Annotated in this window: 20 protein-coding genes and 2 pseudogenes; 19 read left to right on the forward strand and 3 right to left on the reverse strand. The window is 61.6% G+C overall.

All coding sequences use genetic code 11. The features are described from left to right. Nucleotide 1 precedes the first annotated feature (1 nt). The 8 genes and pseudogenes from E4Q08_RS05135 (at nt 2) to E4Q08_RS05165 (ending at nt 9395) form a co-directional block, all read left to right on the forward strand. On the forward strand, nt 2-1669 hold the full coding sequence (locus tag E4Q08_RS05135; protein WP_169069582.1) for an acyl-CoA dehydrogenase family protein: 1668 nt from the start codon (nt 2-4) through the stop codon (nt 1667-1669). 12 nt (nt 1670-1681) lie between these two features. Further along, nucleotides 1682-2863: a MaoC family dehydratase gene (locus tag E4Q08_RS05140; protein ID WP_169069583.1), complete on the forward strand. Its 1182-nt coding sequence runs from the start codon at nt 1682-1684 to the stop codon at nt 2861-2863. A gap of 2 nt (nt 2864-2865) precedes the next feature. Then, nucleotides 2866-4884, forward strand: a complete 2019-nt coding sequence (locus E4Q08_RS05145) for an ethylmalonyl-CoA mutase (protein WP_169069584.1) — start codon at nt 2866-2868, stop codon at nt 4882-4884. A 55-nt stretch (nt 4885-4939) separates the two neighbouring features. Further along, a complete protein-coding gene (locus E4Q08_RS05150; protein ID WP_248594712.1) occupies nt 4940-5923 on the forward strand; it encodes an ArgK/MeaB family GTPase in 984 nt (327 codons plus the stop codon). Next, nucleotides 5923-7155 (forward strand): annotated as a pseudogene (ccrA, locus tag E4Q08_RS05155) (crotonyl-CoA carboxylase/reductase); the annotation flags it as partial. The gene E4Q08_RS05150 and the pseudogene ccrA, both read left to right, overlap by 1 nt. A 159-nt stretch (nt 7156-7314) precedes the next feature. Next, complete coding sequence (locus tag E4Q08_RS24440) at nt 7315-7677, forward strand: CBS domain-containing protein (protein WP_248594713.1); 363 nt, start codon at nt 7315-7317, stop codon at nt 7675-7677. Nucleotides 7678-7805: 128 nt separating this feature from the next. Beyond that, nucleotides 7806-8783: an NADPH:quinone oxidoreductase family protein gene (locus E4Q08_RS05160; RefSeq protein ID WP_034912637.1), complete on the forward strand. Its 978-nt coding sequence runs from the start codon at nt 7806-7808 to the stop codon at nt 8781-8783. A gap of 162 nt (nt 8784-8945) precedes the next feature. Further along, a complete protein-coding gene (locus tag E4Q08_RS05165) occupies nt 8946-9395 on the forward strand; it encodes a MaoC family dehydratase (protein WP_034912642.1) in 450 nt (149 codons plus the stop codon). A 21-nt stretch (nt 9396-9416) separates the two neighbouring features. Here E4Q08_RS05165 and E4Q08_RS25410 read toward each other — a convergent pair whose 3' ends face one another. Further along, a complete protein-coding gene (locus E4Q08_RS25410; RefSeq protein ID WP_256435954.1) occupies nt 9417-9551 on the reverse strand; it encodes a hypothetical protein in 135 nt (44 codons plus the stop codon). Nucleotides 9552-9616: 65 nt separating this feature from the next. Here E4Q08_RS25410 and E4Q08_RS05170 point away from each other — a divergent pair, with 65 nt between their 5' ends. The 5 genes from E4Q08_RS05170 to E4Q08_RS05185 all read left to right on the forward strand — a co-directional run bounded on the left by E4Q08_RS05170 (nt 9617) and on the right by E4Q08_RS05185 (nt 13004). Beyond that, nucleotides 9617-10621 (forward strand): cytochrome-c peroxidase, encoded by a 1005-nt coding sequence (locus tag E4Q08_RS05170; protein ID WP_169069587.1) that lies wholly within the window; start codon nt 9617-9619, stop codon nt 10619-10621. Continuing rightward, nucleotides 10622-11317, forward strand: a complete 696-nt coding sequence (locus E4Q08_RS05175; RefSeq protein ID WP_169069588.1) for a DUF599 domain-containing protein — start codon at nt 10622-10624, stop codon at nt 11315-11317. Nucleotides 11318-11321: 4 nt separating this feature from the next. Further along, entirely contained in the window at nt 11322-12224 is a 903-nt protein-coding gene (rarD, locus tag E4Q08_RS05180) for an EamA family transporter RarD (protein WP_169069589.1), read from the forward strand. Nucleotides 12225-12310: 86 nt separating this feature from the next. Continuing rightward, a complete protein-coding gene (locus E4Q08_RS25415; protein ID WP_256435955.1) occupies nt 12311-12433 on the forward strand; it encodes a hypothetical protein in 123 nt (40 codons plus the stop codon). A gap of 103 nt (nt 12434-12536) precedes the next feature. Continuing rightward, entirely contained in the window at nt 12537-13004 is a 468-nt protein-coding gene (locus E4Q08_RS05185; protein ID WP_169069590.1) for a phasin family protein, read from the forward strand. 96 nt (nt 13005-13100) lie between these two features. On the opposite strand, the gene E4Q08_RS05190 is transcribed toward E4Q08_RS05185, so the two are convergent. Beyond that, on the reverse strand, nt 13101-14000 hold the full coding sequence (locus E4Q08_RS05190) for a recombination-associated protein RdgC (protein ID WP_169069591.1): 900 nt from the start codon (nt 13998-14000) through the stop codon (nt 13101-13103). A gap of 126 nt (nt 14001-14126) precedes the next feature. On the opposite strand from E4Q08_RS05190, the pseudogene yoaA reads away from it, so the two are divergent. From yoaA to moaE, 6 genes and pseudogenes are all read left to right on the forward strand, one after another. After that, a pseudogene (gene yoaA / locus E4Q08_RS05195) lies at nt 14127-16065 on the forward strand (DNA repair helicase YoaA). A gap of 5 nt (nt 16066-16070) precedes the next feature. Next, nucleotides 16071-17402 carry a hypothetical protein gene (locus E4Q08_RS05200; RefSeq protein ID WP_169069592.1) on the forward strand — a complete coding sequence of 444 codons (1332 nt, stop codon included), beginning with the start codon at nt 16071-16073 and terminating at the stop codon, nt 17400-17402. Then, nucleotides 17399-17926: a molybdopterin-guanine dinucleotide biosynthesis protein B gene (gene mobB / locus E4Q08_RS05205; RefSeq protein WP_169069593.1), complete on the forward strand. Its 528-nt coding sequence runs from the start codon at nt 17399-17401 to the stop codon at nt 17924-17926. The genes E4Q08_RS05200 and mobB overlap by 4 nt, the downstream gene beginning before the upstream one ends. After that, nucleotides 17913-19118 (forward strand): molybdopterin molybdotransferase MoeA, encoded by a 1206-nt coding sequence (locus E4Q08_RS05210; RefSeq protein WP_169069594.1) that lies wholly within the window; start codon nt 17913-17915, stop codon nt 19116-19118. The genes mobB and E4Q08_RS05210 overlap by 14 nt, the downstream gene beginning before the upstream one ends. A gap of 13 nt (nt 19119-19131) precedes the next feature. Continuing rightward, nucleotides 19132-19386, forward strand: coding sequence for a molybdopterin converting factor subunit 1 (gene moaD, locus E4Q08_RS05215; protein ID WP_169069595.1), 255 nt, complete (start codon nt 19132-19134; stop codon nt 19384-19386). Nucleotide 19387: 1 nt separating this feature from the next. Continuing rightward, nucleotides 19388-19840 carry a molybdopterin synthase catalytic subunit MoaE gene (gene moaE, locus E4Q08_RS05220; RefSeq protein WP_169069596.1) on the forward strand — a complete coding sequence of 151 codons (453 nt, stop codon included), beginning with the start codon at nt 19388-19390 and terminating at the stop codon, nt 19838-19840. Between the two features lie 311 nt (nt 19841-20151). Here the strand turns inward: moaE and E4Q08_RS05225 are convergent, their stop codons facing one another. Further along, nucleotides 20152-20463 carry a helix-turn-helix domain-containing protein gene (locus E4Q08_RS05225; RefSeq protein WP_248594700.1) on the reverse strand — a complete coding sequence of 104 codons (312 nt, stop codon included), beginning with the start codon at nt 20461-20463 and terminating at the stop codon, nt 20152-20154. Nucleotides 20464-20991: the final 528 nt, after the last annotated feature.

Raw genomic sequence — 20991 nt, forward strand, 5'->3', positions numbered from 1 at the left:
CATGACTGAGCTCAGGAGCGACATGAGCGCATTACCGTATCTCGAATCAGCCGATTCGGTGATCAGGAAATCACTGACCTGGATCAAGCAGCAATGCGTCGGCGGCAAGGGAGTCTCGAACGAGAAACTGGACGAGCACCAGATGGCCAGCTTCGATCTGGCCTGGTGTGCCGCCGAATCGACCGCGGCACGCTTTGCGGCCGAATATGCGCGCAAAGCGGCCGCCGCAACGGGCGATGGCGTCTGCCTGGAAGAGCGGATGGCCCGGGTTTTTTGTGCCGAGGCCTTGCAAAACATCCACAATCGTTTGCGGGCGCGACCGCAGAGTTTCGGTCTGAACGACGCCGATCTGGCGGACCTGGACTCTTCGGCTCTCAGCCGTTTCTGCCAGAAGCAACTGGATGCAGGCAATCTGGAAGCGCTGGGCAGGGAGGTCATTGCCTTGAACGGCGCCAGCGGTGCCTACCTGCTCGACGATCACGCCACGATGATGCAGGACACGTTCCGCAAACTGGCTACCAACGTGGTGATGCCTCTGGCCGAGGAGATCCATCGGGAAGACCGGATCATTCCACCGGAGATACTCGATCCACTGACCGAAATGGGTTGCTTCGGCCTGTCGATCCCCGAGCGTTATGGTGGTCTCCAGAGCGACGATCATGAAGATAACATGGGGATGATCGTGGTCACCGAGGAGCTCTCGCGCGGCTCGCTCGGTGCAGCGGGTAGCCTGATCACGCGTCCGGAAATCCTCAGCCGCGCCCTGCTCAAGGGGGGAACCGAAGAGCAGCGGCAAAAGTGGCTACCCCAGGTGGCACTGGGCGATCCCTTGTGTGCCATTGCCGTCACTGAACCGGATACCGGTTCCGATGTCGCCGCCATGCGCCTCAAAGCGAGCAAGTGCGATGGCGGCTGGATCCTCGACGGCGTCAAGACCTGGTGCACCATGGCTGGCAAGGCTGGACTTCTCCTGGTTCTTGCGCGCTCCAATCCGGACCGTTCGCTCGGCCATCGGGGGCTCAGCATGTTCCTGGTCGAAAAGGACTCGTATGAAGGGCACGACTTCGAATATCGACAAGCACAGGGCGGTGTATTGACCGGCCGGGCGATTTCGACCATCGGTTATCGCGGGATGCATTCCTACGAGGTCTTCTTCGACAATGTCTTTGTCCCCGATGAAAATCTGGTGGGTGGGCCGGCGGGCGAAGGAAAAGGCTTTTACTTCACCATGGCCGGATTTGCCGGCGGGCGTATTCAGACGGCTGCGCGTGCGATTGGTGTCATGCAGGCCGCTTTCGAACGGGCAGTTTCGTATTCCCAGGAACGTAAGGCATTCGGCAAGCCGATCGGCGATTTTCAGCTCACCCTCGTCAAGCTGGCGCGCATGGCGACGCTGCTGACCGTTTCCCGCCAATTCACCTACGCCGTGGGCAGTTTGATGGATCAGGGTCAGGGGCAGATGGAAGCCAGCATGGTGAAACTGTTCACCTGCCGGACGGCCGAGTGGCTCACCCGCGAAGCGATGCAGATTCATGGGGGCATGGGCTATGCCGAGGAGTCGCCGGTCAGCCGTTATTTCCTCGATGCCCGCGTGCTGTCGATATTCGAGGGAGCCGAAGAAACGCTGGCTCTGAAGGTGATCGCCCGCTCTCTCATCGATGCGGTGTAACAGGAGGATTCCATGTCGCAGGCAATTCGTTTCCGACCACAGGCCGAACTGGCCGCCAAAGTGCAGGTGGACGTGCAGCAAGTCCGCTATCCGCACTATGGCCGCTATCTGGAGGAGTTCGTGCCGGGGCAGGTGTTTGTTCACCCGCGTGGTTTCACCTTCCTCCGTGCCCAGATGGAGGCCTTTGCCCGGACCTACATGCAGTGCAATCCGCTCTACCTCAATGAGGAGTATGCCAGGGCCAGCGGCTTCGCGGGTCTGGTGGCCTCACCGCAGATGGTCTTCAATGTCGTTCTCTCGCTGGGTGTGCAGAATGATTCGGAAAAGGCGATGGCCAATCTCGGCTATTACGATGCCCAGTACCTGCGGCCGGTTCATGAGCTGGATAGCATTCGCTCGCTGACCAAGGTCATCGACCGCAAGGAGCGCGGTGCCGGCAAACCGGGTATCGTGACCATCCGGACCCTGGGCATCAACCAGAACGACCAGGTGGTCCTGCAGTACGAGCGGAAAATCATGGTTGCCGGCCAGGGAGACCGTCCATCAACCACCCCCCTGCCGGCGGCTGCGGTGATGCCGGCTTTCCCCTGGGTCGACGAGGCCGAGGTTTTTCTGCCGGACTTCCCGGAACCGCTTCCGTCCGGATTGACCGGCCCCAATTCCTGGTTCGAGGATTTTTCCGTTGGCGACATCATCGTTCATGCCAACGGCCGAACGATCACCGACGAGCATCTGCCGCTGACCTATGCGGTGGGCAATACCCATCCGCTGCATTTCGATCGGGTCTTCAGTTCCGGCTTGTCGGGCAAAATGAGCGGTGATCCGATTGTTTATGGGGGCCTGGTATTCGCCTGGCTGGAGGGCCTGGCCAGTCGCGATGTCAGTGAAAACAGCATTTGGGAACTCGGTTTTACCGAGGGCTATCACACCCAGCCGTCGATTGCTGGCGATACCGTTGCAGCCCTGTCGCGGGTGCTGGCTGCCGAATATGCTCCGGGCGAACTGGGCGCGAAGTTCGGCATCGTCACTTTCCAGTTGATTGGCGTCAAGAACATCACGGCGTCCAACGCTTTTTCCCGCTATGGCGAGGACCTGTTCATCAAGGAAAACGACAAGAAAGACCTGGGCAAGGAAAAGATTGATCAGAAGATTTTTGAGATCGAGAGACGTCTCTTGATCAGAAAAAGGAGATAGTCATGGCAACCGCCCGGAAGAATCGGGATCAGCCCTGGTTGATGCGGACCTATAGTGGTCACAGCTCGGCCAGGGCATCCAACGCCCTGTATCGAACCAATCTTGCCAAAGGCCAGACGGGACTATCGGTGGCCTTCGATCTGCCGACGCAGACCGGTTACGACGCCGATAGTCCCCTGGCGAGGGGTGAGGTCGGCAAGGTCGGTGTGCCCATCTCGTCGATCGAGGATATGGATCAGTTGTTCGACCAGATCCCGCTCGATCAGATGAACACCTCGATGACCATCAATGCCACGGCGGCGTGGCTCTTGTCGCTGTACATCGGCCTGGCGCAACGGCGAGGTATCGATCCGACCAGGCTGAGCGGCACCACCCAGAACGACATCATCAAGGAATATCTCTCGCGGGGCACCTACATCTATCCGCCGGGTCCGTCGATGCGCCTGATCGCGGATACGATCAATTACACGGTCAAGCATGTACCGAAATGGAATCCGACCAATATCTGCAGCTATCACCTGCAGGAGGCGGGGGCGACACCGGTTCAGGAGCTGGCCTACGCCCTGTGCACCGCGATGGCGGTTCTCGATCGGGTCAAGGCTTCCGGTGAAATCGCTCCGGATGCGTTCCCGCAGGTCGTCGAGCGGATCTCGTTCTTTGTCAATGCCGGCATACGTTTCATTGAAGAGTGTTGCAAGCTGCGGGCATTTGGCGAGATGTGGGACGAGCTGACCCTGTCCCGCTACCAGGTGGCAGATCCCAAGCTGCGTCGATTCCGTTATGGCGTGCAGGTGAACTCCCTGGGCCTGACCGAGCCGCAACCGGAAAACAATGTGCAGAGAATCGTCCTGGAAATGATGTCGGTGGTGCTCTCGAAACGCGCAAGAGCCCGCGCCATCCAGCTTCCGGCGTGGAACGAGGCGATGGGTCTGCCACGCCCCTGGGATCAGCAATGGGCACTGCGGATGCAGCAGGTGATGGCTTTCGAGACCGATCTGCTGGAGTACGACGATATTCTCGATGGGTCACCGGTCATTGCCGCCAAGGTCAGGGAACTGATCGAAGGTGCGAAAAGGGAAATCGAGAATGTCGAAGCCCAGGGCGGGATCATTGCCGCGATCGAGTCCGGCTACATCAAGCGCGAACTGGTCGGCAGTCACATGAACCGCTTGCGCGCCATCGAGTCGGGCGACCTCAAGATCATCGGAGTGAACTGCTTCCAGGAAACGGCGGAATCGCCGCTGACCCTGGGCAGCGATGGCGCCATCATGAAGACCGATCCGGCAGCCGAGCGTGAGCAAATCGAGCGGCTGCAGGCGCATCGCAAGAACCGCAACGATGCCGACGTTCGGGCCGCCTTGCAGGGTCTCAGCGATGCCGCCAGGAGTGGCGAAAACATCATGCCCAGTTCGATTCGCTGTGCGCTGGCGGGAGTCAGTACCGGCGAATGGGGCGATTCATTGCGTGCGGTTTTCGGCGAGTTCAGGCCACCGACGGGGATCGACATCGCCATTGACAGCCGCGAAGTCCTGGGCAAGAAGGATCGAGTCACCGACCTCAGGACCCGGGTCGCCAGTACGGGCAACGCGCTCGGCCGCCCGCTCAAGCTGCTGGTCGGCAAACCCGGACTGGACGGGCATTCCAATGGGGCCGAACAGGTGGCCGTCAAGGCCAGAGATGTCGGCTTCGAGGTCGTCTACGATGGCATCCGGCTGACGCCGCAACAGATTGCCCAGGCGGCTCAGGAGGAAGGGGTGCATATGGTTGGCCTGTCGATCCTTTCCGGAAGTCATATGGAACTGGTGGAGTCGGTTCTTCAGGAACTACGCCTGCGCGATCTCGCGAATGTGCCGGTGATTGCTGGCGGAATCATCCCGCGGGAAGATGCCGACAAACTGCTGGCACTCGGTGCGCGCGCGGTCTATACCCCCAAGGACTTCAATCTGAATGCCATCATGGAGGATATGGTGGACGTGATCCGCGAATGCAACGGGCTCGAACGGTTTGCCTTGCGGCCGTGACCGATCAATGACTCCAGTCAATCTTCCCGATCCCGAGCAGTTGGCTGTACGGATCATGCGCGGAGAGCGGGCGGCGGTTGCCAGTGGCCTGAATCTGCTGGACAACAAGCTTGCCGAGGCGCGTAACCGCTCGGCAAGCCTGCTGGCTTCGCTTTCCGGCGAGCGATGGCTGAATGACGGTCACCTGATCGGGGTGACCGGGCCTCCTGGTGCTGGAAAGTCCTCGCTCGTTTCCGCGATGATTCGCGAGTGGCGCTTGTCAGGCAGGACGGTCGGGGTACTCGCGGTGGACCCTTCCAGTCGCCCCGAGTTGGGAGGTGGCGCTCTGCTCGGGGATCGCATCCGTATCAAGAACTCGTCGCATGATGAGGGTCTGTTCATCCGCTCGCTGGCCAATCGCAATCAGTTGGGTGGAGTGGCCACCGAGGTCTGGCCGATGAGTTGGCTGATGTTGGCCTGTTTCGATATCGTCGTGATCGAGACGGTCGGCGTCGGCCAGACCGAAATCGATATTGCCGAGATCGGCGACACGGTCTGTTACGTGGCGCAGCCGGCCTCGGGCGATACCATCCAGTATCTGAAGTCGGGCATCATCGAAATTCCGGACATTTTCGCGGTCAATAAGTCCGACCTTGGCGCCCCGGCACGCAAGACGGCTAGCGAAATCGGCCGCAGCGCTTCCCGGCAGGATCGCCGGGAGGATTGGGATTATCCGGTGTGTCTGGTGAGTGCGACGATGAATACCGGGATCAAACCGTTTCACGATCATTTTGACAGGCACCGCAAGTTTCTTGCCAATGCCGGTTTGCTGGACAAACTGCGGATCCGCCATCAGAGTGCCTGGGTAATGCGCTTGCTGAAAGAGGAATTTGGAACTTTTGGCCTGGAGCTTGCCGGCGGCCAAACCCAAATTGGCCAGCGCTTGAGCGAAAATCGATTCAATCAGTTCGAAGAATACGAGCGTATGCGCAAGCATATTCTCTCCAGATTTTTTTTCGGTAAACCAACCGAGCAGTCTAACCAAAAAGGAGCATCTTGATGAGCAAACAATTGTATGAACTAGGTGAAAAGCCTCCCTTGGGCGAAGTCCCGGAGAAAATGCACGCCTGGCTGATCCGCCCAGAACGTTTTGGCAAGCCCACAGAGGCGTTTCAGAAGGAAGTGGTCAATACCCCGTCGATCGCCGATGACGAGGTGTTGGTCTATGTGATGGCCGCCGGCATCAACTACAACAACGTCTGGGCGGGACTGGGCATCCCGGTCAATGTCATCGCTGCTCGCAACAAGGGCGGGGAACCCGAAGACTTCCATATTGGCGGCAGCGATGCGTCCGGAATCGTCTACAAGGTCGGCAAGGATGTCACCAACGTCAAGGTGGGGGACGAAGTGGTGATGCATTGCGGCCAGTACAGCCGCAATTGCGAGTGGGTCAAGAAGGGCGGCGATCCGATGTACTCGCCGACCTTCAAGATCTGGGGTTACGAAACCAATTATGGCAGTTTTGCCCAATTTACCCGGGTGCAGGCCCAGCAGTGCATGCCCAAGCCCAAACACATGAACTGGGAAGAGTCGGCGGCGTATACGCTGGTCGCGGCCACCGCCTGGCGGATGCTGCATGGCTGGGGTGCCAGCTCGATCAAGAAAGGCGATGTCGTGCTGATCTGGGGAGGTGCAGGCGGCCTCGGATCGATGGCGATCCAGATCGCCAAGGCGGTCGGTGCAACGTCGGTCGCCATGGTCTCGGGCGAGGACAAGTTCGACTATTGCATGAAGCTGGGTGCGAAAGGTTGCATCAACCGCAATGACTTCGATCACTGGGGAATGCTCCCGCACTGGAAGGATAACGCCGGCTATGCGAAGTGGCTGAAGGGCGTGCGCTCCTTCGGCGCGAAGATTTGGGAAGTGCTGGGCGAGAAGCGGGCGCCGAACATCGTCTTCGAACATCCCGGCGAAACCACCATCCCGACGTCGATCTTCGTTTGCGAGACCGGCGGCATGGTGGTCGTCTGCGCCGGCACCACCGGCTATAATGCGACCGTTGATCTGCGCTATCTGTGGATGCGGCAGAAGCGCCTGCAAGGCTCGCATTTCGCCAATACCGAGCAGTCCAACCAGATGAACGAACTGGCGCTGCGTGGCCAGCTCGATCCCTGCATGTCGCGGGCCTTCACCTACGAAGAGTTACCGATTGCCCATCAGTTGATGCACGACAACAAACATCCACACGGCAACATGTCGGTGCTGATCGGCTCTACCGGTTTTGGTCTGGGCGCCAGCGGCAAGCCGCCCGTGGCGATGGTGCACCCGACGCTGCCCAAGGGCGATGTCCATACCACACCGGCGCCTTATCCGATGTCCGTACCGCTGCCGAGCATCGCCGAGGGCGAAGCGCTGACCATTGCCGACGATGGCAGCAAGGTTCGCGATCTGATGCATCGGGGCATCATCTCCTGTACGCCGGACGATACCGTCGGCAGCGTGGCCAAGATCATGGTGGACAAGGAAATTCATGCGGTGGTGGTGATGGATGAGCAGGGCATGGCTGTCGGAGTCGTATCGCAAACCGATATGGTGCTGGCGCGGCAGGGCCGGACACCGGATCAGGCGCGCGCGATGCTGGCCAGGGAAGTCATGACCCCAGGTTGCGCGACCTGCGACGCAGACATGCTGTTGAGCGATGCGGTCAGCCTGCTGACGGCCCGGCGCATGCATCGCCTGGTGGTGACCGAGAAGGATCAGCCGGTCGGCGTGCTTTCCATGACCGACGTGGTGCGCAAGATCATCGGCGAGTAAGCAGCGCTCGGTCAAATCCTGGCGTTTCCCAGTCCCCTCCCTGTCCAGGGAGGGGGAAATGCAAAACTCCCTTCTCATCCCTCGGGGCCGAGAAGGGATTTTTTTGACACGATGGAGATTATTCCGCCATGCAAGCCATCGTCTGCCATGAACTCACCGGTCCGGCCGCGTTGCGGCTGGATGAAGTTCCGGAACCGCGCCCCGGACCCGGCCAGGTGCGTGTCCGTGTCCGTGCCTGTGGGGTCAACTTCGCTGATAGCCTGATCACCCGTGGCCAATACCAGAAGCAGCCAGCACCACCCTTCACTCCCGGCTTTGAAGTTTCCGGAGAGGTGATGGAATTGGGCACTGGCGTCGGCGGAATCGCCATCGGGGATCGGGTGATCGCCATGACGCCGCATGGCGGCTATGCCGAGCAGGTCATTGCGGACATCGAGCGCTGTGTGCCGATGCCGGCGGCGATGTCCTGGGAACACGGCGCGGCTTTTCCCGTGGTATTCGGTACCTCGCATCTGGCCTTGTGGCATCGGGCACGCTTGCGGGCCGGGGAGACTCTGGTGGTGCATGGCGCATCCGGCGGTGTCGGATTGACCGCCGTTGCCATTGGCAAGCAATTGGGGGCGACGGTCATCGCCACGGCCAACGGCCCGGAAAAGCTGCAGGTGGCCCGCGCACACGGCGCGGATCATCTGATTGATTCCGGCCAAGAGGACCTGCGGACGCGGATCAGGGAATTCACCGACGGTCGTGGTGCCGACGTGGTCTACGATCCGGTTGGCGGTGAGTTATTCACCGCTTCGCTACGCAGCATCGCCTTTGAAGGGCGCATCCTGATCATTGGTTTTGCGGGCGGCGCCGTACCGCAGATTCCCGCCAATCATCTGCTGGTCAAGAATGTGGACGTGATCGGTGTCAACTGGCCAGCCTATGTGGAATTGAATCCGCAGGTGATGACCGAGAGTTTTCGGACACTGATGCAATGGTATCTGGACGGCGCGATCAAGCCGCATGTTTCGGCGACCTACCCACTGGCTCAGGCAGTCGAAGCGCTCAATCAAGTGGTGACGCGCAAATCTACGGGCAAAATCGTCATTATGATGGCTTAGGATATATACTTGTCGTCATCCGGTGGTAATGCCTGTCCTTGCGACGAACCAGGTTCAAGGCATCCGGAAACCTCAATAAAATCGACTGGCGCTGGCAAGGGCGAGCGCCGTATTTACTGGGCGCGGCCATACCCGCGCTGATAATCACGAGAAAGGACTTTGATGAATCCCCAGAACGGTTACGATATTGAAGATTTGTCCGTCGGTATGAGCGCAGAAATCGCCAAGACCATTACGGATGCCGACCTCGTTTTGTTTGCCGGGGTATCGACGGACGTCAATGCGGTGCACATGGATGAAGATTTTGCAAAAACCACCATGTTTGGCGGCCGCATCGCACACGGAATGTTGTCCGCGAGCCTGATTTCAGCGGTGCTGGGCAATCGTTTACCCGGGCCTGGCACGATTTACATGAGCCAGTCCTTGCGCTTCCGCGCGCCGGTGCGTCCGGGTGAAACGGTCCATGCCAAGGTGACGGTCAAGGAGGTCATCACCGAGAAGTCGCGTGTGGTCGTCGATACCGTGTGCACCGTGGGTGACAAGGTGGTCATCGATGGCGAAGCGACGCTGATGGCGACCTCCCGCCAGAAGCGAGAAGCAGCCGGCAAGTAGTCCTACACCGCCGCCGCGTGCTCACCTGGTCGTCCAGATGTTGGTGATCGGCGCCACGGCGGCGGTATTTTCAATCGGTGCCAGCCCGAACATTGCCTGCAGGGTGCGCAAGACATGGTAATGGTTGATGGTGGTGCGGTAATTTCCAGTCTTCACTGTCGCTCCTGCCGGGTTTCGGCAGTGTTACCCCATTCGCCGTGACCAACCCAGGAGGAGACAAGATGAAACCGACATTCCTTTACCGGCTTCTCGCCGCAGCCCTCGCCGCCGCGCTGATCGGTTGTGTCGCGCTGCCGCAGGGCGGCGCAGGCTACGTCCGCTCTTCGGCTTTGCCGGCACCTCCCGACCCGGTTGACAATCCGACGACGCCGGAAAAAGCGGCGCTCGGCAAGCAGCTTTTCTTCGATCCGCGTCTCTCGGGCGACGGCAGCATGGCCTGCCAGGGTTGTCACTACCGCTCCCTCGGCTGGACCGACGCGCTGCCGCTGTCGCGCAAGGTCGGTGGCGGCATGAACACGCGCCATACGCCCAGCGTGTACAACACCGGCTACTACACCAGTTGGTATTGGGACGGCCGTGCCAGGACGCTCGAAGCTCAGGTCAATGCCGCCTGGAAGGCACAGATCGGTGCCGATCCGGCCAAAGCCGCTGCGGTGATCGCTGCGGTACCCGGCTACCAGGTTGAGTTCCGGAAAGTCTTCGGCAGCGCGCCGGACGCCGACAATATTGCCAAGGCGCTGGCCGCTTTCCTGCGTACGCTCAATAGCGGCGAGGCTCCCTGGGATCGTCATGCAGCCGGCGACCAGATGGCCGTCTCGGCCGATGCGCTGGCCGGTTACGAACTCTTCGTCGGCAAGGCGGGCTGTGCCACCTGCCACCAGCCGCCGCTCTACAGCGACAGCCAGTTCCATAACATCGGGCTTGAAGCCGGCAAGGCCAATCCCGACCCCGGCCGCTATGGGGTGACCAAGGATCCGCAAGACAGGTCAGCATTCAAGACGCCAACGCTGCGTTCGGTCGGCATTTCCGGTCCGTATTTCCACGACGGCAGCGTCGCCGACCTGGAGCAGGCCGTGCGCTACATGGCATCAGGCGGCAAGACGGATGCCAGCAAGAGTGCGCTGCTGGTTGACCGCAAACTTTCCGATCAGGAGATCCGACAACTCGTCGCTTTCCTGCATACGCTGACCAGCGAGGAACACTTCGAAGCGCCGGCGCTACCCTAAGTGTCTGGTGCACTCCACCATCTGGCGATTGCCGACTGGCTGGTGCTCTTCGTTTTTTTCTCCTGCTGGGCCGGTTACGGCTGGTTTTCCGAGCATAGCCGCTGGGCATCCGGGGGGCTGATCAGCAGCACCCGTGAATTCCGGCTGGAATGGGCTTACCGGATGCTGGCACGCGAGGTGCGGGTCACCGACTCGACACTGATCGGCAATCTGGTGAACAGCGTCACTTTCTACGCCAATACCACCATCTATATCATCGCCGGCCTGGTCGCCGCACTTGGCGCTGCCGACAAGCTGCTGAACTTCACCAGCGACCTGGCCTTGTCCGGTGCGGGCAACCGGGAACTTCTGGAGATCAAGCTGATGCTGGTACTGGCGAGTTTCGTCTACGCCTACTTCAAATTCACCTGGTCGCTGCGGCAGTTCAACCTGCTCTCGATCCTGGTTGGGGCGGCACCGCTGGGCGAGCGCGGGGATGCCGGTATCGAAAGCTATGCGCGCCGCCTGGCTGGTGCCAACAATCTTGCCGGTGACGACTTCAATCGCGGTATCCGTGCCTATTATTTCGGCCTCGCGGCCTCGGGCTGGCTGCTCAGTCCACTGCTGCTCGGCATCCTCGCGGTGCTGATTCTGCTGGTGCTCTACCGGCGCGACTACCGCTCGGCAGCACTCGGCATTCTGCGTCGGCAACGCTGAACCGGTGAATCCCCAGCGTCACCTGGTCGGCATCGCCTGCGGCCTGCTCGCCTATGGCATCTGGGGATTCTTTCCGCTGTTCTTCCGCCAGCTCGCGCATGTTTCGCCGATGGATGTGTTGAGCAACCGCGCCATCTGGGCCTGCGTATTTGTCGGCCTGCTGCTGACACTGCGCAGGCAATGGCACAAGGTCGCTGCGGTCTTCCGGAGCTGGCGGCAGTTGTTGATGCTGACGGTCGCGGCGCTGCTGATCGGCAGCAACTGGCTGGTTTTCCTGTGGGCGGTGGCCAATCGGCAGGTCGTAGCTTCCAGCCTTGGCTACTTTCTGACGCCACTGGTCAACGTCCTGCTCGGCCTGCTCGTGCTCAAGGAGCGACTGAACCGGCTGGAGTGGCTTTCGGTTGCCCTGGCTCTGGCGGCGATGGCCAACGAAATCGTCGCCATCGGTGGTCTGCCGTGGGTTTCGCTGGTCCTTGCCGGCACCTTCGGTACCTATGGCCTGGTGCGCAAGCAACTCCCGGTCGATGCCGTCTCCGGCCTGTGGCTGGAAACCTTGGCGATGTTGCCGGTTTGCGCGCTCTACGCCTTCTGGCAGGCCGGCAACGGTCATGCGGTGTTCACCGGTCACGACCTTTCTACTTCCTGGCTGTTGATCGGTGCCGGCGCGCTCACCGCGCTGCCGCTGCTGGCCTTCGCCGCTGCCGCGCAGCGACTCGACCTGGCAACCGTTGGTATGCTGATGTACATCAATCCGACGCTGCAGTTCGTCACCGCGATCTGGCTTTTCGGCGAACCGATGCGGGCCGCACAGTTGCTCAGTTTCGGGTTGATCTGGCTGGGACTGTTGGTCTTCAGCTGGAGCGCCTGGGGCAAGTACCGGAATCCGGAGCGCATCGATTTCCGTTGACATTCCCCGATCTTGAACTATTCTGGATATTGCGCTGCAACATATTTCCCGTTAAATGAGCGTGCTTCAGATGACGTGGCCGACCTATGCCAGTCGCCGGAGTGCTCAAGGAATATCGTGCAGCTACTTCTGATCAGATCAAGGCGGTGGCACAGATGATCAACATTCTCGCTGGAGGACAGCGACTGCTCGACGTGCCAGCCGAGTAATGTTGAGGAGCAAGGGTCAGCGTCTCGGCAAGAGGTGGATGTCGAATGCCGAACGAACGCTGTTTGGGTAGATTGAATCGTATGTGAAGCGGAGGAACTGAAAATGACAGACCTTTCCAAACTATTGAGCGATTGGAGCAAGGCAATCTCGAGCATGGACGTGACCAAGGGCAGCGAAGAGCTTCTGAACATCATGGCCGGCCTCAAGGTGCCGGGCGTAAACATGGACGCTCTGGTGGCGAGTCAGCGCGATAACCTCGAAGCCCTGAGCGCCTCCAACCGTGCAGCACTTGCAGGGATGAAAGCGGTCGGGGAGTGGCAAGTAAAGATCCTGCAGGAGACGATGCAGGAATTGACCGCAGCGATCAGCGGCTTGACCAAGGGTGGCTCGCCGCAGGAGATCGCGGCAGCGGAGGCCGAGTTGGCCAGGAAAGCTTTCGAGACCGCAGTCGGCGAGATGCGCGAACTTGCGGACATCGTGGGCAAGGCCAATCAGCAGGCCACCGACGCCATCGTCAAGCGAATCCCCGCGAGCCTGAACGAAATCAAGGAGGTGCTGAAGCTTTCGTAGACGATCGGAACGTCCAGGCCCTGGGCGCAGTAGCAGGGCCCTGGTTTTCAATAGGGGAATGCTGCGGTTGTGGGGAGCAGAGGCGGTCGGTTCCGCCTACGCCATTGCCGCCGCTTCTCCACCCAGCGCAGCGACCAGGTCATCGAGCAACTGCGCCACTTCTCCGGTCATCAGGGTGAAATCGATGTCGAAGCGTTCATCGGCATTCTCGCCCTGGCCTTCGGCCTGTTCCTTGAGGATGTCCAGGAAGGCGAGGCGCCTGATCTGCAACTGGTCGTTGAGCACAAAGGAAATACGGTCGTTCCAGGTCATTGCCAGGCGGGTGACGATCTTGCCGGCGGCGATATGCTGGCGGATCTCTTCCCCTTCGAGCGTGTGATTGACATAGCGCACGCTGGCCTTGTCGGTCGAGCGCAACTCGAGATCCTGGTCGAGGGTGAAACCGACGGGTGCTTCGCCGTCGGCTACCCAGCCGGTCATCGCTGCCGATGCGGATTGCGTCACTTTGAGCACCTTGGCCGGCAGGGCATCGAGCGATTTGTGCAGATGCTCAAGAAACTCCTCGGCTTTTGCCGGTGAGGCGGAGTCGATGACCAGCCAGCCGTTGATCGGGTCGATCCAGCCATAGGTGCTGCGGCTGCGGATGAAGGCACGCGGCAGCAGTTCGAGAGTCATTTCCTGCTGGATCTCGCGCATCTCGCGACGGCCGATACGGCGGCCTTCAGCTTCCTCGATCTCCTTGGCCTTGTCGCTGGCAAAGCGTTTGACGATCGAGGCCGGCAGCAGTTTTTCCTCGACCCCGAGGGCGAGCAGCCACTGCTGGTTGACGGAATGGACGAGTGCGCTGCCGTCCCGCGGCGCGACCCAGCCGATGCTGCGCGGATCGGTTGCGTTGCATCCTTGCAGAGTCAGTTTGCCGAGTTGTTCTGCAAGTTGCTCGGCGTCAGCGGCCCAGTTCCTGGGCAGGCGGTAGAGGTGAAGATTTTTGAACCACATGAGCGGACCCGAAAAAATCGGCCATTATAGGCCGGAAAAGCACATTATTTGTTGCCGAGCCGCCTGGCGGGCGGGTCGGCAACACCGGCTTCTGTTAGCATTCGCGCTGCTCTTGACGATCCATCCATGACCGCTCTGCTCTCCGATGTCTTTTCCGCCGCCGGGCCGCTGGCGACCGGTGTCCCCGGTTATCGCCTGCGCCCCCAGCAGCTTGAACTGGCCGAGCGCATCGCTGCCGCGATGGCGGGCAATCAGGTGCTGATTGCCGAGGCCGGGACCGGCACGGGCAAGACCTATGCCTATCTGGTGCCAGCACTGCTTTCGGGGGGCAAGGTGATTGTGTCGACGGGCACCCGCAACCTGCAGGATCAGCTTTTCACACGCGACATCCCGACCATCCGCAAGGCGCTCAAGTCACCGGTCAAGGTGGCACTGCTCAAGGGGCGAGCCAACTACCTGTGTCATTACCACCTTGAACTTTCGCTTTCCGATGGCCGTTTCCTTTCGCGTGACGACGCCGCCTATGCGCAGCGTATCGCGCGCTTTGCCAGGAAGACCCGCAGCGGTGACAAAGCCGAGTGTGCCGGGGTTCCCGAGAATGCGACGGTGTGGGCGATGGTCACTTCCACTCGCGACAACTGCCTCGGTCAGGACTGCCCGAAGCACAAGGAGTGCTTCGTCCTCGCTGCACGCCGCGAAGCGCTGGCCGCCGACCTGGTGGTGGTCAACCATCACCTGTTCTTCGCCGACGTGATGCTCCGCGACGAAGGAACTGCCGAACTGCTTCCCGCCTGCAACACGGTGATCTTTGACGAAGCACACCAATTGCCGGAAGTTGCCAGCCTGTTCTTTGGCGACAGCATCTCGACCGCGCAGCTCCTCGAACTGACCCGCGATACGCAGCTCGAAGGTCTGGCCTCGGCGCGCGACTGCCTGGATCTGCCGAAGTGCTGTGCGCTGCTCGAAAAAGCCGCTCGCGACCTGCGGCTGGCCTTGCCAGTCGAGCCAGCGCGCTACGCGCTGCAGCAACTCGAAGCGCGCGCCGGTTTCGCCGATGGCTTGAGCGGCGTGCTTTGCGAGCTGGAAGTGCTGGCTGCATTGCTGGAGACGCAGGCACAGCGTGCCGAGGGTCTGGAAAGCTGCTGGCGGCGCGCCACCAATTTGCTGGTGCGCCTGCAGGCCTGGCAGAGTGGGGCGAACCCGGATTTCGTTCGCTGGGCAGAGACCTATAGCCACTCACTGCAGCTCAACGCGACGCCGCTGGTGATCGCCGAGATCATGCAGAAGCAGATGAGCGGCCATCCGCGCGCCTGGATCTTCACTTCGGCGACACTTGCCGTGCAGGACAGTTTTTCCCATTACTGTGCCGAGATGGGGCTCGGCGACGCCGATTCGGCGCGTTGGGAGAGTCCCTTCGACTACCCTCGACAGGCGCTGCTCTACGCACCGCGCAACCTGCCTGATCCGAACCGCCCGGAGTATGCCGAGGCGGTCGTCGAGGCCGCGTTTCCGGTACTCCAGGCGAGCGCTGGCCGGGCTTTTTTTTCTGTGTACCTCGCTGCGCGCGATGCGCCGAACGCACGAGTTGCTCAGCGAGTGGCTGCAGCGCGACGGACTCGATCTGCCTTTGCTGTTGCAAGGCGAGCGCAGCAAGAACGAATTGCTCGAACGCTTTCGCAGCCTGGGCAATGCCATCCTGATCGGCAGCCAGAGTTTCTGGGAAGGGGTCGATGTGCGCGGCGAAGCGCTGTCGCTGGTGGTCATCGACAAGCTGCCGTTTGCGCCGCCGGACGACCCGGTACTTTCGGCGCGTATCGAGAAACTCCGCAACGAAGGCCGCAATCCTTTCCTGGAGTACCAGTTGCCGCGCGCAGTGATCAACGTCAAACAAGGGGCAGGTCGCCTGATTCGCGATGAAACCGACCGCGGGGTGTTGATGATCTGCGATCCGCGCCTGCTCAGCAAACCCTATGGCAAGCGTGTCTGGCGAAGCCTGCCGCCGATGAAGAGAACTCGCGAGCTCGCTGACGCTCTGGCTTTCTTTGCCCCGGCGGCGGTCGCCTGATCCGCATGACCCCCCCTCTCCAGGCTGCTGCCGATCTCTTGCCGCTGGACTGCGCTGCGGCGGCTGAACTGCTCAATCGCGGCTGCGCCTGCATCTCGGTCGATCATCGATCCTTGCAGCGCGCGCTCGAAAAAGGCAACGGAACGTTCTCGCACGCTGAACTGCTGGCGACGCGACCGCATCTGTTTTCGGACAGCATGGTTTTCGTCAGCACCGAGCATCTCGCGCGTATGGCACGGATCATCGCCTTGCTCGAACGGCTGGTGGCCTTGCCGGCGTATCGCGAACGCGTGCTCGCCTACGCGCCGCCGCTGGCGCGGCATTCGCCCGGTGCCGCCGGCGTTTTCCTGGGGTATGACTTTCACCTCGGCGCAGACGGTCCGCATCTGATCGAAGTCAATACGAACGCCGGCGGCGCGCTGCTCAACGCTCGCTTGTTGCATGCACAGCGTGCGTGCTGCGCAGCGGTGGCGCGGATGATGCCGGCGCCGATGCCGGTCGAGGAAACCTTTCTGGCGATGTTTCGCGAGGAGTGGCGGCTGGCTCGCGGTGATCACGATGCTTCACAGCGGCCGCTGGCGCGCATCGCGATTGTCGATGCGCAGCTCGATGAACAGTATCTGGCGCCCGAATTTGCACTCTTCCGGCAACTCTTCGAGGCGAATGGCATCGCTGCGCTGGTGGCCGACGTGACGGAACTGACCTTCGACGGCGAACGCCTGTGCTGCCGCGGGCAGCCCATCGACCTGGTCTACAACCGGCTGACCGATTTTGCTCTGGCCGAACCGCAGAGTGCGGCGTTGCGTGCAGCGTACTTGAGCGATGCCGTGGTGGTCACGCCGCATCCGCAGGCGCATGCGCTGTTTGCCGACAAGCGCAACCTGCAGGCTTTCGGCGACGACGACTGGCTGGCAACGATCGGCTTGCGCGAGGACGAGCGCAAGTTGCTGGCCGGTAGCATTCCGCGTACTCTGCAGGTGCGCCCTGAGCAGGCCGATGCCTTCTGGGCCGGTCGCAAGCAGTGGTTTTTCAAACCGGCCGCCGGTTACGGCGGCAAGGCGGCCTATCGCGGCGACAAGCTGACCCGGCGCGTATTTGCCGAAATCGCCAGCGGTGGCTATATCGCACAGGCGGTGGTCACCCCTTCCGAGCGGCGTCTGCTGATCGATGGCGTGCCGCACGATTTCAAGCTCGATCTGCGTAACTACGTTTATCGTGGTGCGGTTCAACTGGTGTCGGCGCGACTGTACCGTGGCCAGACGACCAATTTCCGGACCCGTGGCGGCGGCTTTGCGGCGGTTTTCCCGGTACCCTGCCCAAGCGGAAGCAAAGAATGAAACTGTTTGGTATTGCCGGCTACTCCGGCGCCGGCAAGACGACCTTGCTGGAAAAACTGCTGCCGCGAATGACCGGGATCGGGCTGCGCGTCGCTGTGCTCAAGCACGCGCACCACCATTTCGACATCGACCAGCCGGGGAAAGACTCGTTTCGCCACCGCGCGGCAGGGGCTGGCGAAGTGCTGCTGGCCAGCAGTGCGCGCTGGGTATTGATGAGCGAGTTACGCGGCGCTCCCGAGCCGACGCTCGAGGAATATGTCGCACACTTGTCGCCGTGCGACCTGGTTCTCGTCGAGGGTTTCAAGGACGAGGCGATCCCGAAGCTCGAAGTGTATCGGCCCGGCAACGGCAAGCCGCCGCTATGGCCACAGCAGCAGCACATCGTCGCTGTCGCCTCGGATGCCCTGCAATCGCTGACACTGCCGGCGCATCTGGCGCGGCTGGACCTGAACGATCCGGAAGCGATCGTCCGCTTCATCCTCGGCACTCTTCAACTGGGAGGGAAAACGCATGCTGTCCTTTGATGAGGCGCTGGCACGCTTGCTGACCAGTGCCCGGACCGTTTCAGAAGTTCGCTGCCTGCCGACGCTGGCTGCCGCCGGGCGCGTGCTGGCGCGGGCACAGCAGGCGACGGTCGATGCGCCGCTGCTCGACAACTCGGCGATGGACGGCTATGCGCTGGCCATTGCCGATGTGCCACGCTTGCCGAGCCGCCTGCCGGTTTCGCAGCGCATTCCGGCGGGCAGCGTCGGTACACCGCTGCAGCCAGGAACCGCTGCCCGGATCTTCACCGGTGCGCCGATACCGGCCGGGGCCGACGCAGTGGTGATGCAGGAGCTTTGTGAACACGCCGACGATGCGGTGCTGATCAACCATCGGCCGCAAGCGGGCGAACATATTCGCCGCGCCGGGAGCGACATTGCCGCCGGGAGCGAGATTCTCCCTGCCGGGCTGCGCCTGCGACCCCAGGATACCGCCCTGGCGGCGTCGGTGGGAATCGCCGAACTGCCGGTTTTCCGCCGCTTGCGAGTGGCCGTATTGTTTACGGGTGATGAACTGCGCATGCCCGGTGAGCCGCTGCCGCCGGGCGCGATCTACAATGCCAACCGTTTCCTGCTCACCGCCCTGCTGCAGCCATTGGGTTGCGTCGTGCGTGATCTCGGGCAGGTGCCCGACGATCTGCCGGCGACGCGCCAGGCGCTGCGCGCAGCCGCGATCGACAATGACCTGGTGCTCAGTTCGGGCGGCGTTTCCGTCGGCGAAGAGGATCACGTCAAAGCCGCCGTTGCGGCGGAGGGTCGGATCGAGATGTGGAAGATCGCCATCAAGCCCGGCAAACCCCTGGCATTTGGACAGATCGGTTCGCCCGGAAGCGAGGTGGCGTGCATCGGTTTGCCGGGAAACCCGGTTTCCTGCCTGATCACCTTCCTCATGCTGGTGCGGCCTTTTCTATTGAAAATGCAGGGCGTGCATCGAATTACCCCACCGAGCTACCGGCTGCGCGCCGATTTCGACTGGTTGCGACCCGATGCCCGGCGCGAGTTCCTGCGTGCAAGAAGCCATGCCGACGGCGGCGTGGAGATCTTCGCCAACCAGGGAGCGGCAGTCCTGAGTTCGGCGGTATGGGGCGATGGCCTGATCGATAACCCGCCGCAGCAGATGATCCGACGCGGCGACATGGTGCGCTTCCTGCCGTTTTCAGCCTTGCTGAACTGAACCTGGAGGGCGAATGATGCTGAAGATTCTGTACTTCGCGAGCGTCCGCGAGCAACTCGGACAGGGGAGCGAAGAGTTGCCGCTGCCGGCCGGGGTGGTGGATGTCGCCGGTCTGCTCGGGTTTCTCGCGCAACGGGGCGGCGCATGGGAGCACCTGGCGGAGATCAGGAACCTGCGTCAGGCGGTCAATCAGGAAATGGTCGGGCGCGATGCACCGATCGGGGCGGGGGACGAGGTCGCTTTCTTTCCGCCGGTGACCGGCGGTTGAAATGATGGTTCGCGTTCAGGAGGCTGATTTCGACGTCGGCTCAGAGCTGGCGGCGCTACGCCGGGATCGACCACAGATCGGTGCGCTAGTGTCCTTTGTCGGTGTCGTGCGAGCGGCCAGCGACGGCGCCGGGGTCTCGGAGATGACCCTCGAACATTACCCAGGAATGACCGAGAAAGCGCTTGCAGCGATGGTCGGCGAAGCCGGACGCCGCTGGAAGCTCATCGACGCGATCGTCATCCACCGCGTCGGTCGCTTGCTGCCGGGCGACCAGATCGTCCTCGTCGCGGTGGCCGGCGCGCACCGTGGTGAAGCTTTTGCCGCCTGCGAGTTCCTCATCGACTACCTGAAAACGCGTGCGCCATTCTGGAAGCGCGAAGTGACGCCGCAAGGTGCGCGCTGGGTCGCTGCGCGCGCGAGTGACGATCAGGCTGCCGAGCGCTGGCGGGATTAAGCCCGGCATGGTCCTGGAGATCTGCCGGGCTCTGCTCCAGCTTGTGTTCGATGACGCGCCGCCCCCAGGCATCGGGCGCGGCGTCGCGTACTGCACTCGGAATACCCTTGAGCTGTGTGAACTCGAAGACTTCCTTGGCCAGAGGTAGTCGGAACGGATCGAGCGCCACCGCTTCGGGCCTCGCAAGATAGCGATTGCCGTAGCGGAATCGGCCGATCTGCGTGCCATCTGGCAAGGTTTGGACGCGCAGCAACGCCGCCGGCACCGTCTCCAGGGTGCCGGGAAGCTGGAGGTAGACGTAGGCCTTTCGTTCAGAAGTCATAGTCGTCGCTCGCTTTGCGTGGCTTGCCTGCACGTGCGGGACGTCGTGCGGCTTCGAGCGCCTTGCCATGCAGGTCGGCATCGGGATCGGCGACGCCGTCCAGGGTTCGGTCCAACCCCAGGGCCCACAGCACTGTGAAGCACACTCCGACGGCCGTTCCGGGCTTGCCCAATTCCAGCGCGGTCAGCGTGTTGCGGTTGATGCCGGCCTTGTTTGCCAGATAAGCGACGGACCAACTGCGACGGATGCGCGCGATCCGAATGCGCTGGCCGAGCTGGGTCACCTGTTCGGCAACTTGCATCGGAGTCTCAAACTTGCTCATTGGAGTAGGCATTTCTCCATTAAATGCCCATAATATTAGGCGTTGGGCGTTGGCGCCACAAAATATTCGTCGTGTGCTTGGCCACCGGCCTGGGTTCTTCGGGCCAAGCACGGGTCACCGTGGCGCTTGCCTGCGGTAGCGTGCCTGCCCGAACCAGGGCCGCCTGGGTCGGGGGTGCCAAGGGGGAGCGCTTTCGGTCGGCGCGCTGGCGGCGTAGCGTTTCGGGTCGGGCCGATCCGTGGCCGCGTCGGCTTGCCACACGAGCGGGAGGTTATTGCGAGTTCCCCGTCCAACTTTTCATTCCACCGGACGCCGGTGCAGCGGCTTTGGCTCTTCGGCAACGCCTCGTCCCGGCGCCGGTAAATTCAAACGATAGATTCGTTCTCCGGAAGCCCTTAACACCCATCTGTTTATGTGTCATATTTGAGGCTATGCAAATGACACTCAGAGGAAGCGGTCGAAGGGATGGCCATGGGTCGCCGCGGTGGCCGACAAGGCCGCCGCGGC

Origin of the sequence: Candidatus Accumulibacter contiguus (assembly GCF_012940005.1) — a bacterium.
Lineage (GTDB): Bacteria > Pseudomonadota > Gammaproteobacteria > Burkholderiales > Rhodocyclaceae > Accumulibacter > Accumulibacter contiguus.

Coding starts and splice junctions, on each gene's coding strand:
- moaE (WP_169069596.1), top strand. CDS start 19,388: ATGATGGTTCGCGTTCAGGAGGCTGATTTCGACGTCGGCTCAGAGCTG.
- E4Q08_RS05185 (WP_169069590.1), top strand. CDS start 12,537: ATGACAGACCTTTCCAAACTATTGAGCGATTGGAGCAAGGCAATCTCG.
- mobB (WP_169069593.1), top strand. CDS start 17,399: ATGAAACTGTTTGGTATTGCCGGCTACTCCGGCGCCGGCAAGACGACC.
- E4Q08_RS05210 (WP_169069594.1), top strand. CDS start 17,913: ATGCTGTCCTTTGATGAGGCGCTGGCACGCTTGCTGACCAGTGCCCGG.
- E4Q08_RS05145 (WP_169069584.1), top strand. CDS start 2,866: ATGGCAACCGCCCGGAAGAATCGGGATCAGCCCTGGTTGATGCGGACC.
- E4Q08_RS05200 (WP_169069592.1), top strand. CDS start 16,071: ATGACCCCCCCTCTCCAGGCTGCTGCCGATCTCTTGCCGCTGGACTGC.
- E4Q08_RS05225 (WP_248594700.1), bottom strand. CDS start 20,463: ATGCAAGTTGCCGAACAGGTGACCCAGCTCGGCCAGCGCATTCGGATC.
- E4Q08_RS05190 (WP_169069591.1), bottom strand. CDS start 14,000: ATGTGGTTCAAAAATCTTCACCTCTACCGCCTGCCCAGGAACTGGGCC.
- E4Q08_RS25415 (WP_256435955.1), top strand. CDS start 12,311: ATGCCAGTCGCCGGAGTGCTCAAGGAATATCGTGCAGCTACTTCTGAT.
- E4Q08_RS24440 (WP_248594713.1), top strand. CDS start 7,315: ATGCATCGGGGCATCATCTCCTGTACGCCGGACGATACCGTCGGCAGC.
- E4Q08_RS05140 (WP_169069583.1), top strand. CDS start 1,682: ATGTCGCAGGCAATTCGTTTCCGACCACAGGCCGAACTGGCCGCCAAA.
- E4Q08_RS05135 (WP_169069582.1), top strand. CDS start 2: ATGACTGAGCTCAGGAGCGACATGAGCGCATTACCGTATCTCGAATCA.
- E4Q08_RS05160 (WP_034912637.1), top strand. CDS start 7,806: ATGCAAGCCATCGTCTGCCATGAACTCACCGGTCCGGCCGCGTTGCGG.
- E4Q08_RS05165 (WP_034912642.1), top strand. CDS start 8,946: ATGAATCCCCAGAACGGTTACGATATTGAAGATTTGTCCGTCGGTATG.
- E4Q08_RS05170 (WP_169069587.1), top strand. CDS start 9,617: ATGAAACCGACATTCCTTTACCGGCTTCTCGCCGCAGCCCTCGCCGCC.
- moaD (WP_169069595.1), top strand. CDS start 19,132: ATGATGCTGAAGATTCTGTACTTCGCGAGCGTCCGCGAGCAACTCGGA.
- E4Q08_RS05150 (WP_248594712.1), top strand. CDS start 4,940: ATGCGCGGAGAGCGGGCGGCGGTTGCCAGTGGCCTGAATCTGCTGGAC.